The sequence below is a fragment of the Halomonas sp. GT genome (assembly GCF_002082565.1).
In the GTDB taxonomy this organism is placed as follows: Bacteria; Pseudomonadota; Gammaproteobacteria; order Pseudomonadales; family Halomonadaceae; genus Vreelandella.
The window spans coordinates 2149248-2165379 of the sequence record NZ_CP020562.1 but is presented as its reverse complement, the minus strand read 5'-3'; the positions used below and the strand labels follow the sequence as shown (position 1 = coordinate 2165379).

The 16132-nt window shown below is 50.6% G+C and carries 15 protein-coding genes; 12 read left to right on the top strand and 3 right to left on the bottom strand.

What is annotated here, in order from left to right; all coding sequences use genetic code 11:
• Positions 1 to 52: 52 nt before the first annotated feature.
• The 8 genes from araD to B6A39_RS10160 are packed head-to-tail and all read left to right on the top strand — an operon-like array spanning position 53 to position 9467.
• Complete coding sequence (gene araD / locus B6A39_RS10195; protein ID WP_156886221.1) at positions 53 to 1783, top strand: L-arabinonate dehydratase; 1731 nt, start codon at positions 53 to 55, stop codon at positions 1781 to 1783.
• A 13-nt stretch (positions 1784 to 1796) separates the two neighbouring features.
• A complete protein-coding gene (locus tag B6A39_RS10190; RefSeq protein ID WP_083004958.1) occupies positions 1797 to 2600 on the top strand; it encodes an HpcH/HpaI aldolase family protein in 804 nt (267 codons plus the stop codon).
• Between the two features lies 1 nt (position 2601).
• Positions 2602 to 3507, top strand: coding sequence for an aldose 1-epimerase (locus tag B6A39_RS10185; protein ID WP_198036705.1), 906 nt, complete (start codon positions 2602 to 2604; stop codon positions 3505 to 3507).
• Positions 3500 to 4381, top strand: a complete 882-nt coding sequence (locus B6A39_RS10180; RefSeq protein ID WP_083004954.1) for an SMP-30/gluconolactonase/LRE family protein — start codon at positions 3500 to 3502, stop codon at positions 4379 to 4381. The genes B6A39_RS10185 and B6A39_RS10180 overlap by 8 nt, the downstream gene beginning before the upstream one ends.
• Before the next feature lie 43 nt (positions 4382 to 4424).
• The gene (locus B6A39_RS10175; RefSeq protein WP_083004952.1) at positions 4425 to 5873 is read left to right on the top strand and encodes an NAD-dependent succinate-semialdehyde dehydrogenase; all 1449 of its coding nucleotides are present in this window, start codon (positions 4425 to 4427) and stop codon (positions 5871 to 5873) included.
• 8 nt (positions 5874 to 5881) lie between these two features.
• On the top strand, positions 5882 to 6649 hold the full coding sequence (locus B6A39_RS10170; protein WP_083004948.1) for an SDR family NAD(P)-dependent oxidoreductase: 768 nt from the start codon (positions 5882 to 5884) through the stop codon (positions 6647 to 6649).
• A 41-nt stretch (positions 6650 to 6690) separates the two neighbouring features.
• Positions 6691 to 8712, top strand: coding sequence for an alpha-glucosidase (locus B6A39_RS10165; protein ID WP_083004945.1), 2022 nt, complete (start codon positions 6691 to 6693; stop codon positions 8710 to 8712).
• Positions 8712 to 9467 carry a sulfite exporter TauE/SafE family protein gene (locus tag B6A39_RS10160; protein ID WP_083004942.1) on the top strand — a complete coding sequence of 252 codons (756 nt, stop codon included), beginning with the start codon at positions 8712 to 8714 and terminating at the stop codon, positions 9465 to 9467. The genes B6A39_RS10165 and B6A39_RS10160 overlap by 1 nt, the downstream gene beginning before the upstream one ends.
• Here the strand turns inward: B6A39_RS10160 and B6A39_RS10155 are convergent.
• Together B6A39_RS10155 and B6A39_RS10150 are read right to left on the bottom strand one after the other, a co-directional pair.
• Positions 9453 to 10493, bottom strand: a complete 1041-nt coding sequence (locus B6A39_RS10155; RefSeq protein WP_083004938.1) for a LacI family DNA-binding transcriptional regulator — start codon at positions 10491 to 10493, stop codon at positions 9453 to 9455. The two genes, B6A39_RS10160 and B6A39_RS10155, sit on opposite strands and share 15 nt — an antisense overlap.
• Positions 10494 to 10751: 258 nt before the next feature.
• Positions 10752 to 12215: a carbohydrate porin gene (locus B6A39_RS10150; protein WP_083004935.1), complete on the bottom strand. Its 1464-nt coding sequence runs from the start codon at positions 12213 to 12215 to the stop codon at positions 10752 to 10754.
• 282 nt (positions 12216 to 12497) lie between these two features.
• On the opposite strand from B6A39_RS10150, the gene B6A39_RS10145 reads away from it, so the two are divergent.
• The 3 genes from B6A39_RS10145 to B6A39_RS10135 all read left to right on the top strand — a co-directional run bounded on the left by B6A39_RS10145 (position 12498) and on the right by B6A39_RS10135 (position 14562).
• Positions 12498 to 13262, top strand: coding sequence for a DUF3750 domain-containing protein (locus B6A39_RS10145; protein ID WP_083004931.1), 765 nt, complete (start codon positions 12498 to 12500; stop codon positions 13260 to 13262).
• A gap of 191 nt (positions 13263 to 13453) precedes the next feature.
• Entirely contained in the window at positions 13454 to 13852 is a 399-nt protein-coding gene (locus B6A39_RS10140) for an antitoxin Xre-like helix-turn-helix domain-containing protein (RefSeq protein WP_083007887.1), read from the top strand.
• Positions 13846 to 14562, top strand: a complete 717-nt coding sequence (locus B6A39_RS10135; protein ID WP_083004929.1) for an RES family NAD+ phosphorylase — start codon at positions 13846 to 13848, stop codon at positions 14560 to 14562. The genes B6A39_RS10140 and B6A39_RS10135 overlap by 7 nt, the downstream gene beginning before the upstream one ends.
• A gap of 14 nt (positions 14563 to 14576) precedes the next feature.
• Here B6A39_RS10135 and mntR read toward each other — a convergent pair whose 3' ends face one another.
• On the bottom strand, positions 14577 to 15053 hold the full coding sequence (gene mntR, locus B6A39_RS10130) for a manganese-binding transcriptional regulator MntR (protein ID WP_083004928.1): 477 nt from the start codon (positions 15051 to 15053) through the stop codon (positions 14577 to 14579).
• Between the two features lie 153 nt (positions 15054 to 15206).
• Here mntR and B6A39_RS10125 point away from each other — a divergent pair, with 153 nt between their 5' ends.
• Positions 15207 to 16127: a metal ABC transporter substrate-binding protein gene (locus B6A39_RS10125; protein WP_083004927.1), complete on the top strand. Its 921-nt coding sequence runs from the start codon at positions 15207 to 15209 to the stop codon at positions 16125 to 16127.
• Positions 16128 to 16132 lie beyond the last annotated feature (5 nt).

Below are 16132 nucleotides of genomic sequence, written 5' to 3'. Positions count from 1 at the left end.
GCTGAGGGCAGTATTCACATTGCCCGCCCTCGATGACAGGAAGGCAATGCAGATGAATGGAACACAACGCAAGATTGAAGAGCTACGCAGCCAGCGTTGGTACAACTCGCAAGATATGCGTGGTTTTGCGCATCGGCAACGTACGCAACAAATGGGTTTACGGCGTGAAGAGTTCATGGGTAAGCCAGTAGTAGGCATTATCAATACCTGGAGCGACCTTAGCCCATGCCATGCTCACTTGAGAGATCGCGCTGAGGCAGTGAAAAGGGCAGTGTGGGCAGGCGGTGGTTACCCTGTGGAGTTGCCTGCTCTGTCGCTTGGTGAAGTGCTGGTGAAGCCGACGACCATGTTGTATCGCAACTTTCTAGCGATGGAGGCCGAGGAGCTGCTGCGCAGTCATCCCATTGACGGTGTGGTGCTGCTGGGGGGGTGTGATAAAACGACCCCTGCGTTGTTGATGGGCGCTATCAGTATGAATATCCCCGCCATTTTCTGCTCAGCTGGCCCAATGCTAAACGGCAAATGGAAAGGTAAAACCTTAGGGGCCGGAACACATACCCGAAAGTATTGGGATGAGTTGCGAAGCGGCAATATTTCGCAGGATGATTGGATTGATCTTGAGTCGCGAATGACTCGTTCAAATGGTACCTGCAATACCATGGGGACTGCCTCCACCATGACATCGATTGTCGATACCATGGGGCTGACGCTGCCTGGAGCCTCCAGCATCCCCGCATCTGATGCGGCGCACATACGCATGGCCTCTAGCTGTGGCAGTCGCATTGTTGAGATGATCTGGGAAGACCTCAAGCCTTCCGACATCCTTACCCGCGCCAACTTCCTCAATGGTGCCAAATGTTATATGGCATTAGGCGGCTCCACCAATGCGGCTATTCATCTGATTGCGCTTGCTCGGCGGGCGAACGTTGAACTCACTCTGGACGATCTGGATGCTGTCGCACGTGACATTCCTGTGCTGACGAATATCTTCCCCTCGGGGCAGTATCTGATGGAAGACTTCTACTATGCGGGCGGCCTTCCCGCTTTGCTGTCCCAGCTTGTTGAGCACCTTGATCTCACTACCAAAAGCATTAGTGGCCGCACGCTAGGTGATGATTTAGAGGGCGCTGAACGCTACAACGACGACGTTATTCGTTCATTGGATAACCCGGTTTGTGAGGGCGCTGCTCTGGCCGTGTTACGTGGCAATCTGGCGCCCAGAGGGGCGGTTATCAAGCCAAGTTCTGCCGACCCGAAACTGGTCAAGCATCGCGGTCGTGCCATTGTTTTCGAAAATCACGCCGATATGGTGGCGCGTATTGACGATCCTGAGCTGGATGTCAGCGCAGACAGTGTTTTGGTGTTACGGCAGGCAGGTCCGAAGGGGGCGCCAGGCATGCCCGAGTGGGGCGCTTTACCCATTCCTAAAAAGCTCCTTGCGCAAGGTGTTCGGGATATGGTGCGCCTCTCCGATGCACGCATGAGCGGCACTCATTATGGAACTTGCGTGTTGCACATTGCACCAGAATCGGCGGTAGGTGGGCCTCTCGCCTTTGTGCGTGATGGGGATGAAATTGAGCTTGATGTCGCCGCTCGACGTCTAGAGTTGCTGGTGGATGAAGCCGAATTAGAAGCTAGACGCCAACATTGGCAGGCGCCAAGCCCCCGTATTGACCGTGGTTACACCGCCCTATTCCAAGAACACGTGACTCAGGCTGATCTCGGCTGTGATTTTGATATTTTGCAGGGCGGTCAAAAACAAAAAGAGCCGGAAATTTTCTAAGGAGAACAATAATATGGCAAAGCTTCCCAAAAACCGCTTTAAACAGTGGCTTCGTGATCCTGCCAAGGTGCCAGTAGGTACCTGGTTAATGACGGCAAGTCCCAATGTGGCGGAGGCAATCGGCTGGGCAGGTTTTGATTTTCTTGTGCTGGATATGGAGCACGTACCCGTTGATGTTCCTCAAGCGATCGCCATTATGCAGGCCGTGGCAGGAACGCCGGCGGAGCTCGTGGTTCGGCTTCCCTGGAATGATCCGGTCATGGTGAAGCGCGTACTCGATAGCGGCGCACAAAGCCTGATGTTTCCCTACATACAAAATGCTGAAGAGGCGGTGCAAGCCGTTAACTCAACCCGTTACCCCGGCAAAGGAAGTCGCGGCGTTGCAGCTGTGCACCGAGCCAGCCGCTATGGCACCGTAGCGGATTATTTGCAGCGTGCTGATGAAGAAATAGCCGTCATTTTACAGCTAGAGACGCCCGAAGCGCTGGCGGCTATGAAGGAGATTGCGGCCGTCGAGAATATTGATGGTTTGTTCGTGGGGCCAGGTGATCTTTCCGCAGCCATGGGGCGTATTGGCGACATTCGACACGCTGAGGTTCAGTCTGCGATTTCTTCGGCGGTAGCGGATAGTCAGCGACTGGGGCTGCCATGTGGAATCGTTGGCGCGGAACCGGGATTAGTAAGCAGCTATCGCGCTCAAGGCTTTAGTTTTGTGGCTGTTGGTTCTGATATGAGCATGATGATGTCACGTGCCAAAGAGTATGTGGCAGCACTTAAGGGCCAAGTTGCTGATACAGCAGATAGCGGCGTGTATTGATATGGTTCCGTTACACCATGGCGATCTGCAAGCGAGCCTACATCCTCATTGTGGTGGTGCCTTTTCCTATTTGCGCTGGAAAGGCCAAGATCTGCTCAGGCCGCTAATGCCAGATCGCGATAGCCTGCCCGAAGGGCCTCGGCATAGTGGCGGTTACGTGTTGGCACCATATTCAAACAGAATCGCCGATGCTGCTTTTGAATGGCAGGGTGATACGGTTCAACTACAACCTAATTTCGGTAACCACCCCCATAGCCTGCACGGTTTTGCCTGGCAGCGGGCCTGGGAGTTGGATCGTCAAGATCAGCCAAGCCTTGATGAACAGAGCCAAGACCAAGCTACCTTAGTGCTACACCATTTATCAGATACCGACTGGCCGTGGGACTGCAAGGTGACTCAAGAGGTTTCGTTAGGCCCCAGCCGCGTCAGCCTGACGCTTAGTCTTGAAAATCTCGATACCCGCCCGATGCCAGCAGGCTTGGGCTGGCACCCCTATTTTCAGCGCACGCCAAAGGTGCAGCTTGAGTTTTCTGCTGCGGCTGTATGGATGAATGATGCGAGGCAACTTCCCACGCATCAGGTCACACCGCCAGATGAGTGGAATTTTAGCCAATTGCGCCCATTGAAATGGCCTGGCGTAGACAACTGCTTTGTCGGTTGGTCACAGCGGGCGCAAATCTATTGGCCAGAATATCGGCTGCGGCTAACGCTCGTTGCCTCTGAAGCGCTTCGCCATCTAGTACTCTTTACACCAGAAAATCAGACCTTTTTTGCGCTTGAGCCAGTAACTCATGCTAATGCCGCTTTAAATAGTGACAGACCCCATGCACAAGGGATGCGGACTCTCGCCCCAGGAGAGCGCTTCTCCTGCCATTTGCAACTAATCCTCGAGGAAGATCATGGTTGATGCTAGCTTTCAGAGCGTTTTTCCCGCTCAGGCCGCATTAGGCGAATGCCCTCTTTGGGCGGAAGATGAGCAAGCGCTTTATTGGGTTGATATTGAAGCGCCTAGCCTTAATCGTTTCGATCCGCTCACGGGTGAAAATCGCCGCTGGACGTTACCTGAAAACATTGGTTGTGTCGGACGGCGTGAAGGCGGGGGCTTTATTGCAGGTCTTCGATCTGGCTTATGGTTACTCGATGAGCAAGCCGAGCTAACCCACTGTCTTGCTCGTCCAGTAGCAGATACCACTATTAGCCGCTTTAACGATGGGCGCGTTGACCCTTGGGGGCGTTTCTGGGCAGGCACCATTCATGAGCCACGCGATACGCCAGCTGCCTCGTTGTTTCGAGTTGATACGGACCTGAGCTGCCAGCACTTGGCAGGTGACATTAAAGTCTCCAATGGGGTGGCCTTCAGTCCTGATCGGCGTTGGGCCTATCACTCTGATACACCCAACCATGTGATATACCGCTATCCGCTTGATCCTGAAAGTGGTGGGCTGGTTGGCCCAAGAGAGATCTTTCATCAATTTCCTTTTGGCAATGGCCGCCCTGATGGAGCCGCTGTAGATATAGAAGGGTATTACTGGACAGCCCTTTACGAAGGTGGGCGCATCGCACGCCTGTCACCCGCAGGTGAGATCGTTGCTGAATATATGGTACCCGCAAGGTGTCCGACGATGTGTGCGTTTGGCGGGCCAGATTTGAAAACCTTATACGTGACGTCAGCACGCCACGGTCGACCCGCCGATGAACTCAAGGCTTATCCTGAATCTGGAAACCTGTTTGCTTTACGGGTCGATGTTGCCGGTCAACGCGAGCCTCTCTTTTTAGGCTAGAGAAAAGTACCTAGCTACTGATAACAATGTCGAGGAACTGACAATGATTACATTAAAAGACGCCACTCTTCAGCGCGACGCTTGCCTAGTGGGCGGTGCCTGGATTGGCGCTGATGATAACCAGTTTGATGACGTGACTAATCCAGCTAATGGGAGTGTTCTGGGACGTGTGCCACGCCTTGGTGAGGCAGAAACATTGCGTGCAATTGATGCCGCCGAAGAGGCGTTGCCAGCATGGCAGGCGCGCTCAGCTAAAGAGCGGGGTTCGCTACTACGTCGTTGGCACGATCTACTGATTGAGCACCAAGAAGACCTAGCGGCGCTGATGACGGCGGAGCAGGGGAAGCCCCTTGCCGAGGCTCGTGGCGAAATCGGTTTTGCCGCCAGTTTTTTTGAATGGTTTGCTGAAGAAGGGCGGCGTGCTTATGGAGATGTCATTCCTAGCCCTCAGAGTGATCGCCGGTTGCTTGTCATTAAACAGCCTGTTGGTGTGTGTGCAGCCATTACGCCCTGGAATTTTCCAGCTGCGATGATTGCCCGGAAGGCAGGACCCGCACTTGCGGCAGGCTGTACCATTGTTATCAAGCCTGCTGGCCAAACCCCCTATTCCGCATTGGCGATGGCTTTGTTGGCCCAACGTGCTGGCATTCCAGACGGGGTTGTCAATGTAGTGACTGGTGATGCTCGGGCTATTGGGCGTGCAATGACCGAGAGCCCAAAAGTACGCAAGTTGACGTTTACTGGCTCCACTGGCGTTGGCAAATTATTACTTCGGCAGTGTGCTGATTCCGTTAAGAAAGTGTCTATGGAGCTTGGTGGTAACGCGCCCTTTATCGTGTTCGACGACGCTGATCTGGATAAAGCGATCGAAGGGGTAATGCAGGCGAAATTCCGCAATGCGGGTCAAACCTGTGTTTGCGCCAACCGTATTTTCGTTCAAGCAGGTATTCACGATGCTTTTGCAGCAAGGCTTTCACAGGAAGTCGCCAAGTTACAGGTTGGTAACGGCGCTGAAGAAGGCGTTCAGGTCGGGCCGCTTATTGATGCCGCTGCTGCTGATAAGGTGTTGGAACAACTCAATGATGCGGTTGCGAAAGGCGCTACGCTGTTACAAGGCGGTGAGCGCCAAGGGGCCAACTTTCTGACGCCAGCGGTTATTACCGGTGCGACGCCTGAGATGGACTGTTTCAACGAAGAAACCTTTGGTCCATTGGCACCTGTGTTTAGCTTCCAGGATGAAGCGGAAGTTATTCGCCTTGCGAACGCGACAGAATATGGCCTTGCCGCTTATTGCTACACCCGAGATTTAGGCCGTGCCTGGCGGCTCTCTGAAGCACTGGATTATGGCATGGTAGGTATTAATAACGGCCATGTTTCTACCTGTGAAGCACCTTTTGGTGGTGTTAAGCAGTCAGGTCTTGGCAGGGAAGGTGCTCGGCAAGGAATCGAGGATTACCTCGAAACCAAGTATATCAATATGGCGATTGAGTGAGGTAATTCATGAACGATTATCGTGATGTGACTTATCAGTCGCTTAACGGAAAGCGCGTTATTATCTCTGGTGGCGCGTCGGGGATCGGGGCCGAACTAGTTAGAGCCTATATTGCTCAGGGTGCAAACGTTGCCTTTCTTGATATTGATCGGACAGCAGGTGACAAACTAGCCTCTGAATTGGGTGAAAAAGCGTGTTTTTATGTGTGCGATGTACGGGATATCTCGCGGTTGCAAGCAGTTATTGCCGACATTGAAGTTGCCCAAGGGCCAACTCAGGTATTGCTCAATAACGCTGGCCTTGATGATCGACACTCCCTTGAAGAGTTAACCCCAGAATATTGGGATAACTGCCAGGCTATTAATCTGCGCCATCATGTCTTTGCTACTCAAGCTGTACTGCCAGCGATGAAAGCACAAGGTCAAGGTGCTGTGATTAACTTAGGTTCTATCTCTTGGATGAGGGGGCGGCCTGGGATGGTGGGATATACGGCCGCCAAAGCGGCTATTAACGGTTTAACGCGCACTTTAGCGCAAGAGCTTGGTGAACATGGCATTAGAGTTAATTCATTAGTGCCAGGCGCCATTTTAACAGAGCGCCAGGAACGGCTGTGGCTAACGCCGGAGGTAAATCAGCGCTTTCTAGATCAGCAAGCACTGAAGTTTCGGCTAAGAGCAGACGATGTGGCGCGGCTAGCGCTATTTTTAGGCTCGGATGAAAGTCGCGGTTGCACGGGTCAAAATTTCATTGTTGACGCTGGTCTTACTCTTAATTAAACGGTAGGCGCTTAGGCGTCACCGACACTCTGGATGCTTCTATGCAAGTCACCTATCAACGCGATCAACTCCGCCTGAGCATGGGTGGTGAAGATCTTCTTGTACATACGCCTGAGTCACCGGCTTTTTTTATAGGCTATGGGCGTGAAAAAATGGAGATGTACTGCGGTAATTTTGAGATACAGGACTATCTTGAGAGTCGGGAGGCACTGCGCCATGTAACGGTGACAGACGGTGAAGCAGGAGTGCAGCTCGAATTGCGCCGTCACAAAGATGATGAGCTTCAGCTGTCGTTCCAGTTACGGTCACTTGAAGATGGCATAAAGCTCGATATCCAGAGCGCCGCTAATGATATTAATCGCTTTTGGATGCGGTTGGCAGCGGATGAGCAAGAGCATGTATGGGGCTGTGGCGAGCAGATGTCCTATTTCAATCTACGGGGGCGTCACTTCCCTCTTTGGACCTCTGAACCAGGCGTAGGGCGAGACAAAACCACTTACGTTACCTGGCAGTCTGATGTGGTTAATCGTGCCGGGGGCGACTATTACAACACTAATTACCCACAGCCTACCTTTGTCTCTTCTCGGCGCTATTTCTGCCATATTGAAACGTACGACTATGCAGATTTTGATTTCCGCCAGAATACTTTCCATGAGCTACAGGTGTGGGGAGTGCCTGCAACAATCTTGTTACGGAGCGCGCCAACTTTCCTAGCGCTTGTTGAAAAGATCAGCGCTACGTTTGGTCGACAGCCGCAACTGCCAGATTGGGTGTATAACGGCGTCATTTTAGGTCTCAAACGAGGGCAGGCCCACGCGGAAACGATGCTGACGGAAGCGCTTAATCAGGACATGGCAGTATCGGCTTTGTGGTGTGAGGACTGGACCGGTGTCAGGGAAACAAGTTTTGGTACACGGCTGTTCTGGGACTGGCGCTGGCAGCCTGAACGTTATCCACATCTTGACCGTTTGATTACTGAGTTGCGTGAGCGAAACGTACGCTTTCTAGGATACGTGAACCCATACTTATGCGTCGATGGTAGACTTTTCTCAGAAGCGGAAGCCGCGGGTTACTTAGCGACCGATGAGCAGGGCAGCACCGCACTTGTTGATTTTGGCGAATTTAAGTGTGGCGTGGTGGACTTCACTGATGAAGCTGCATGCACTTGGTTCAAAGACGTTATCATCAAGCGTGAAATGCTTGAGCTGGGGCTTAGTGGTTGGATGGCTGATTTTGGTGAATACCTTCCGATAGACGTCCAGCTAAGCAATGGTATCTCAGCAAAGCAAGAGCATAACCGCTGGCCAGTACGTTGGGCCCAGATTAATGCAGAGGCAATTGCTGAATCAGGGCTGACCAATGAAACCACGTTCTTTATGCGGGCGGGATACAGCGGCGTGCAAGCCTACTGCCCCTTGCTTTGGGCGGGTGATCAGTCGGTGGATTTCTCCCGCCATGACGGTCTGGGTACCGTTATTTGCGCTGCGCTCTCATCGGGTTTAATGGGCAATGCTTTCCATCACAGTGACATTGGTGGTTATACCAGTTTGTTTGGCAATACACGAAATGCCGAGTTGCATATGCGTTGGGCTGAAATGGCTGCTTTTACCTCGGTGATGCGTACTCATGAATCAAATCGGCCTACCGAAAATATCCAATGGTTCGACGATGCTGAAGTCGCTGCTCATTTGGCCCGGATGAGCCGGATATATGTTTCTCTTTCGCCCTATTTAAAGCAGTTGGGGTCTGAAGGCAGCGCTCTTGGAATACCGGTGCAACGCGCGATGTTCCTGCACTTCGAGTCTGACCTTGAGTGTTACGACATCCAGGACCAGTATTTGTTAGGCCCTGATCTGTTGGTGGCGCCGGTGCATCAGGCTGGGCATCTTGATTGGTCGGTCTATTTGCCACAGGGGGTAGAGTGGGTTCACCTTTGGAGTGGTAAACACTATGCCGGAGGCCAGCATGTGTTAGTGCCTGCTCCCTTTGGAAAGCCGCCGGTCTTTTATCGTAGCGATAGTGATTGGCTTGCTTTATTTGCGGCACTGGCAGGGCAAGCGTAATGGCAGTCCCTGATATGCTTATGTTACTAGGCTGGGTGGCACTTGCCACCTATGCCCAGACAGTCACCGGTTTTGCTTTTGGCTTAATCCTTATGGGGGGCGTGGTGCTGTCTGGTCTAGCACCGGTAGCGATAGTTGCCATTCTCATCAGTATTCTCAGCCTGTTTAACTGTGCATTAGCACTTTATCGGAATATGGGCAATTTAGATCGTGAGATAGTACTGCTGTGTTCGTTAAGTGGCTTTGTCACGCTTATCTTTGGTGTTTGGGTGTTGGATGCATTAAGTGGTCAACATGTGCATTGGCTGCAACTGATACTTGGTGTGGCTATTCTTATTAGCAGCCTAATGTTAGTGGTACATCCTTTGCCGAGAAAAACCAGAGCAAGCCGCGCTTCTTTTCTATTCTTTGGCGGCCTGTCTGGTTTTATGGGGGGAATGTTCTCTACCTCGGGACCACCATTGGTATTTCATTTTTATCGACAGCCGCTAAGCTTGGCAGTTATCCGTGACTGCCTTTTACTTATCTTTGCAATTAACTCTTTGCAGCGTTTGGTTATTGTCGGCGTTCAAGGGCGGTTAGACACTAATATTCTATTATTAGCCGTTGTCGCTATTCCGGTCGTGGTGCTGTTTACTTGGCTAGGACGGCGTTATCCGCCTCCTTTGACGGAAGCTAATTTACGTCGTGTTGCCTTTTTAATGCTATTTGCTTCTGGATTAAGCCTTTGCGGATCAGCACTATTTAACGCGTAGGCTACTTTCTCGCTGCAATAACTCAAAGCCAATGTCTATTTGCCGCTCTTGAGGGAGCCCCTGTATTCTTCGCAGAACACTCTGAGCGACGGCTTCGCCAATCTCCTCCCGTGGCGGTCGAATGGTAGAAAGCGGGGGGAGAGTGCAGTTACTGAAATCCATATCACCAAAACCAATCATCGCAATATCATCGGGAATTCGTATACCTTGCCTTTGTGCTTCGCCTAAAGCACCAAGGGCAAGCATATCATTAGCGAACACGATGCCATCGGTGTCGGGGTGGCTTGCAATGAGCTCTGCAAATGCAAGGCTCGCCGTTTCAGCCATGCGGCCAGGGCCACAGTCGATAACACGTGTATGGTGTTTACCAAGTAAATCGTGAATAGCTTTTTCGCTTCCGCTACAACGTTGTTTTGCGCGTTCATCGACACTTAACCGAGTGCCAATGAATGCTATGCGTCGACATCCAGCCTCAATCAGGTGGCGAGCCTGGGTGTATCCGACGTCATGATGTGAAAACCCTACCAGCGTATCAAGTGGATTCGATCCTAGTTCCCACATCTCTATTACGGGAACATCAGAGTTACTCAGCATACGGCGAGTTTCGCGGCTATGGGTCAATCCAGTTAAGACCATAGCGCTTGGTGACCAGGATAAAAACGTCCTTACCGCGGCTTCTTCTTCAGCTTCTGCATAGTCACTATGACCCAATAAGAGCTGATATCCTTTAGCGCCTAGTGTTCGCTGCATGGTATTAACCGTAGAGGCGAATATGGCATTAACCATGGACGGAACAACGACTCCAATGACTCGCGTCCGTGCCGCCGCTAATGCACCCGCCATCAAATTAGGAACATAGCCGAGCGTATCAATAGCACCTTGAATACGCTTTCCGAGCTGAACAGAAACTTCATCCGGTTTACGTAAATAAAGAGAGACAGTGCTTGCCGAAACATCGGCAAGTTTGGCCACGTCGTTCATTGTGACACGCTGAGTAGAGCGCCTAGCGCGCAGCTTGTTAGACATGGAGAAAGGCTTCCTTAGATTAATACTATAACTAGAAAGAGAGTTATGTTGCTTATTTTTAAGTTACTTGATCATAACATAATTCTATATTTTCCTAGGGCTCCGAACCTGGGCGGAAATAAAAAACCCCATGGAAAGGCTGTTTCCATGGGGAAGCGGGTCTAACAATGCACAGTAAGCTAGCTGTCGACATCTAATGACACAGGGCGCTTTAGAACACAGGGCGCATTAGATATATGGGTGCTTCAGAAAAAAGGCCTAAAACCATGTTTCCGCTTGTACCCCAAAGCTCCACTGGCCGCCAGTGAAGGTGTCAGTACCAAAGGCATCATTGCTGTCATAACGGTTGAGCTCTTCACTCCAGTCAGTATAGGAAGCAAATAAACGAATTTCTGGCCGTTTCCAAAAGCCGCCTACGTCAGGTTTAAAGGTGGGCGCGATCGTCGCTTTACCAAAATTTCCGCTGACAGCGTTGCGTCCTTTATAGCCAGCTGGATCAAGATCCATAAATTGATAGCTGAGCTCATACTGCATTTCAAAGTTGCTAGTGATTTCGTTGGCTAACCGGGCGTTCACTGTTGCCCAACGATAGTTATCACCTTCTGCAAAGCGGTCATCGCTTACTTCTGCAAGTATTGATGGTGCTAAACGCCAGTTGGGAGACAGGTAGGTAGTGCCATATAGCGCAAGCCGAGTCGCTTGTGCATCGTCTAATAGATCGCCATTGGCGCCTATTCGCTTAACCTCGGCGCCCAGTCCCTGGCCATGTAATAAGGCCACTTTAAAATTACCTTCTGATAGGCCAAAGAAAGAATCTCCATGGTAGGCAACCATCCCATGAGCACCGCTATTGGCAGCCGTATCGCCGTTTTCTATTAAGCGGTCATCGTTGTCAGCCGCGGAAATGGCATTCACCATGAACTGCCAATTACCGACGTAATTATTACTGCTCAGTGTCAAACTATCAGTATCGCCGGTACCCGGGTCGTCGCGTTCACCGACGGGGAAGTCACTAAAACTGCGGCCATATAGCGCGAAATTTGAACGCCAGTTGTCACCGAAGTTCATGTCGTAAATACCGGCACCCGTACCAGCTAAAAATACAACGTCCGTATCTAGCCAATGTATGTCAAAGGTATCGCGGTCAATGCGTTTACCTGCCCAAATAGAAGCATCTTCGAAAGCACCTGTGAAACTGGGTAGATTATCCAGCTCAACATACACTTGCCTAACGTTGAGTTGTGACTCTTCTGAAGTCCAATCATTACTCGTTGTCACCGAATCAGCAATCGCAACCCGGAACAGCGAGGTTGCGCCATTATCATGCAGACGGCGTAAGTTAAACATTGCGTTGACATAGGTGTCAGGTTCATTACCTAAGCGGCCCACTGCACCGCCTAATGGCCCAGCCGGCGTAACATAAGGACCACCACCGATGCTTTTTCCTTCATCACTTAAAAGTAATCCTGAGCGCGCGTAACCACTGAGTGATAAACCCTCTTGCCCCGAGGCGCGACGTTCAAGGGCAGAAATTCTTGTTTCAGTGTCTGCCACAGGCGAGCTTGTGTTTTGTGCCGCTAGCTCTGCGCGGGTAGCTTCTAGCTGACGTTCTAACTCAGCAAGCCTTGCTTCAACCGACGTCTCGTTTGCTTGAAGTGAAAACGAAGCAGTCGCCAGCGCGACGGCAGCTGCAATAGGTAAGGTCCTGAAGTAGAAAACCATAACGTCGATCCTTTGCTGATGAGAGATGTTGTTGTTGTCTATTTCGTAGCGCTACGATTTGCATATCGTAGCGCTACGAAAATCTATTGATAGTAGACTTTAGTCGATTTAATAATTATTCATTAATGCAATAAGCCCTAGAGTGGTCGTTGAGGGTTACTTCTTATTAAATATGGGAGACGTTTAAATGGGTTTTCTATTATCGGATATCGTTGATATGGCGCCTTGCGATATGCCGTTACCCAAGGGTATAAAAAGTTTCGTACTGTTCTGGATACTGCCATGAAAACCCTATTGCGCTGGCTGTTTGGGCTAGTCGCGTTATTAGCACTGCTGCTTGCTGGGCCTGTTTGGATACTAGCGAGTAATCAAGTGAATACCGACGGACACTGGTCGTCTCTTGATCGCTCTTCAGCAGGTTTGGCACCGGACCCTATGCAGGTTCAAGAGGCCGTTGTACAGGTGTATGCCGCCCGTGCTTATAACTGGCGCGGAGCGTTTGGTGTTCATATATGGATAGCGACGAAAGTAGAGGGAGCAGCGGACTATCGTCTTCATCAGGTGTTGAGCTGGCGTCGGCCAACCGTTGTCTCGTCAATAGATATTCCTGACAGAGCTTGGTTTGGTCATTTACCTGAACTGCTGGCTGATTACCGCGGTGCTGAGGCGTCACGCTTGATCCCCAGAATTGCTGACGCTGTTGCGCGCTATCCGCAAGCAGAACTTTACCGGGTATGGCCAGGCCCTAATAGCAATAGTTTTATTGCTTGGGTAATAAGAGAAGTTGACGGTTTAGACGTTGCTTTGCCGACAACCGCGATAGGTAAAGATTATTTGTTTAATGGTGTAGCTACCACCGCGCCCAGTGGGTCTGGCTATCAGCTGTCCCTTGGTGGTGTTGTGGGTATTATGTTTGCGCTTGAAGAGGGGGTGGAAATTAACCTGCTGGGACTGAGCGCGGGCATTGATTTCATGCGTCCTGCTATAAAGCTGCCTGGAATAGGCCGTCTTGGTATGCCAGCAAAAGTGATGGGGAATAACGGCTGACGTGTAGGTGCCTGATAAGTGTAAGGTTGCGCAATGTGGTGGATCGTCCTTTCAACTAAACTATGTTTGTAGATACAGTATTTACAGATATAATATTTATAGATATGTATTTGCAGATTGGTTATTTGCAGGCACATATTCTATAATTTAGTAGTTGTGGGTAGAAAGGTGCAGGAAAGTGCGAGGTGCTTATGCAGACAGCCAGCAATGTTATTCAGGACAAGGTCGCCGCTGCGGCTGGTTTGAAAGCCGCTGTGCGTATTTTGGATAAATGGCGGGCGACAGGTGAGCAGGGCGAATCTATTCTACGCGTCTCTCACAGTAGCTATGCCCGAGCGCGGCGGGGAGATTTGGCTGAGATCAAGTTAGACAGTGACCAATTGGCGAGAATTAGTTATTTGCTTAATATTCATGCGGCACTACGAATGCTGTTTGAAAACCCTGATAATGTTTACGGGTTTGTATCCATGGCAAATCACAATGCTTACTTTAACGGGCGCACGCCTCTTGAGGTGATTGGTACTGGGGATTTCGCAGCACTTTATGAAACATTTAAGCGTATTGATAGCTTGCGAGGCGCCCAGTGGTAGGCTCGGCGGGAATAAGCGAAGGTTCGCTGCCCCTTTGTAAATCGAAAGAGGTGGTGGGGTATCGCTTAGTCAACAGTAAATTTCCTCCCATTGAGCTGTTTGACGATGTTGCGAGCTTAGATGAGTTTGAAGCGCTTTATGCCCTACAGGCGCTGACGAATCCAAGGCTTCGCAACGAGGCTGGCGATTTAGGGCTCATTCCTCACAACCAAATTCCCTTTGGTATCCGTGGATGCTCTTATGCGACAGCGCCTTTTACCCACGTTAATCCCGAAGGTTCCCGCTTTAGCGACGGCAGCTTTGGTGTGCTTTATATTGCGGATGCATTACCAACGGCAATCAGTGAAGTGAGGCACCATCAGGAAATCTATTGGAAAAACGTATCATCGTTACATTTTGAACGGTTTATCTTCCGCGGGCTTAAGTGCATGTTTGATGAAATAGCATGTCGTGATGGCTTAGTGCTTCAACCGTCCCATGTCATTTATGATGCCGACGATTATCGAGCAGCGCGCACGTTAGGCAGAGAGATTCGCAAAGAGCAATGTACTGGTCTGCGTTATCATTCGGTTCGGCAACCAGGTGCCACTTGCTGGGCGTTAATGACGCCAAAGTTCGTCCAGGATATTATCCAGACCACTCATATTGAGATGATCTGGAACGGGCATATAGCCCAAGTGAATCGCCTCTCAGCGGTGCCAATAAAGTGAATTCAGTAGGGTAATTATGTTCGCTGTTGCTCGGTGAAGCGCTGCATTATAGTGAGCGTTTTATCACTAACATGATGTTCCATGCCCTCTGCATCAATGCGCGCTGTGCTGTCATCAACTCCAAGAGCACGCAAGAAATGCAGCACTACATCGTGACGCGTCCGGGAAGTTTCGGCCATTTTTTGACCTTCTTCGGTCAAGAAGAGCGAGCGATAGGGCTTGCTTGTCACTAGACCCAGCTCATTCAGGCGGCGAATCATTTTTGAGACGGTAGCTTGGCTAACAGCCATTCGCGTAGCAATATCCGCTGCGCGCGCTTCTCCACGGTGGCGTAATAAGTCGCCTATTAACTCGACATAATCTTCGATCAGTTCCGTTTCGTGGGCATTACGCACCGCCTCATACTGCTGTGCATGCTGTTCCACGGGAGGTAGCGCATCTCCATCTTGGCCGTATGCGGTAGGAGAGTGTTGCTGTTGGTATTCACTCATTGGCAAAGTTTATCAAGGTTAGTGGAAACGTTAATTGGTGATGGTAGCTCATTTTTTTAGATAATTGTTAGCCAAGGCTAAACTATTTGCATAAAGCTTTTTTGTTGAGCTACAGTTGTACTTATTGGGATCCTAGCACAGGAGAAAGAAATAATGACCAAGCAGTATGGCTGGTTAATGCTAAGTGCCTCCTTAGCCGTTTCAGGCTTTGTGACCTCTGCACAGGCGGAAGAGTTGAATCAGGCACCTATCAATGTGGCGGTCACATTTTCTGTGTTGGGTGATTTGGTTAAGAAAGTGGCGGGGGATGATGCCAACGTAACCGTGCTTACCCCTGTGAATGCGGAGGTGCATGAATGGGAGTTAACACCCGATAACTTTGCCGCGTTAGAAGATGCCGATGTCGTGTTTTACAACGGCTATCAGTTGGAGCAATGGATGCGTCAAGTTGAAGCGACGGTTCCTGACAATGTGCCCATTGTGGCGGTTGCTGAAGCGTCAGAGTACCCCACCCAATCTATCGTAACGGGGGAAATGGAAGGCGATGTTGATCCCCATTTATGGATGGATCCTCGTGCAGCGGGTGCTTACGTGCAGGCAATTGCCAACGTGCTTGAAGATAGCTTGCCGCACAAAGCGGACACTATTCAGCAGCGTGCTGCGGAGCTTGAGAATCAACTCCATGAGCTACACGTTGAGCTACAAGAAGCACTTGAAGTGATTCCAGAAGAGCGCCGGGTGCTGCTTTCAAGCGAAGCGGCGTTTCTTTATTTTTCGGATGCTTACCACTTTGAGCACGATGGTATCTGGGGAACCAATGCTGAAACGGAAGGCTCTCCTCGGCAGCTGATGCGGGTGATTGACATGATCAACGAACGTCAACCAGCGGCCCTTTTTTGGGAAAGCACCATTTCAGATCGACATGTGACCAGTATTGCTCGTGATACAGGGTTGCCTGTTGCGGGCCCGCTTTACGTTGACTCATTAAGTGAGCCGGATGGTGAAGCTGCCGATTACTTTTCAATGCAACGCCATAACGTGGAGCTACTGCGTCGTTACTTGGCAATCGAGTAGGTTTA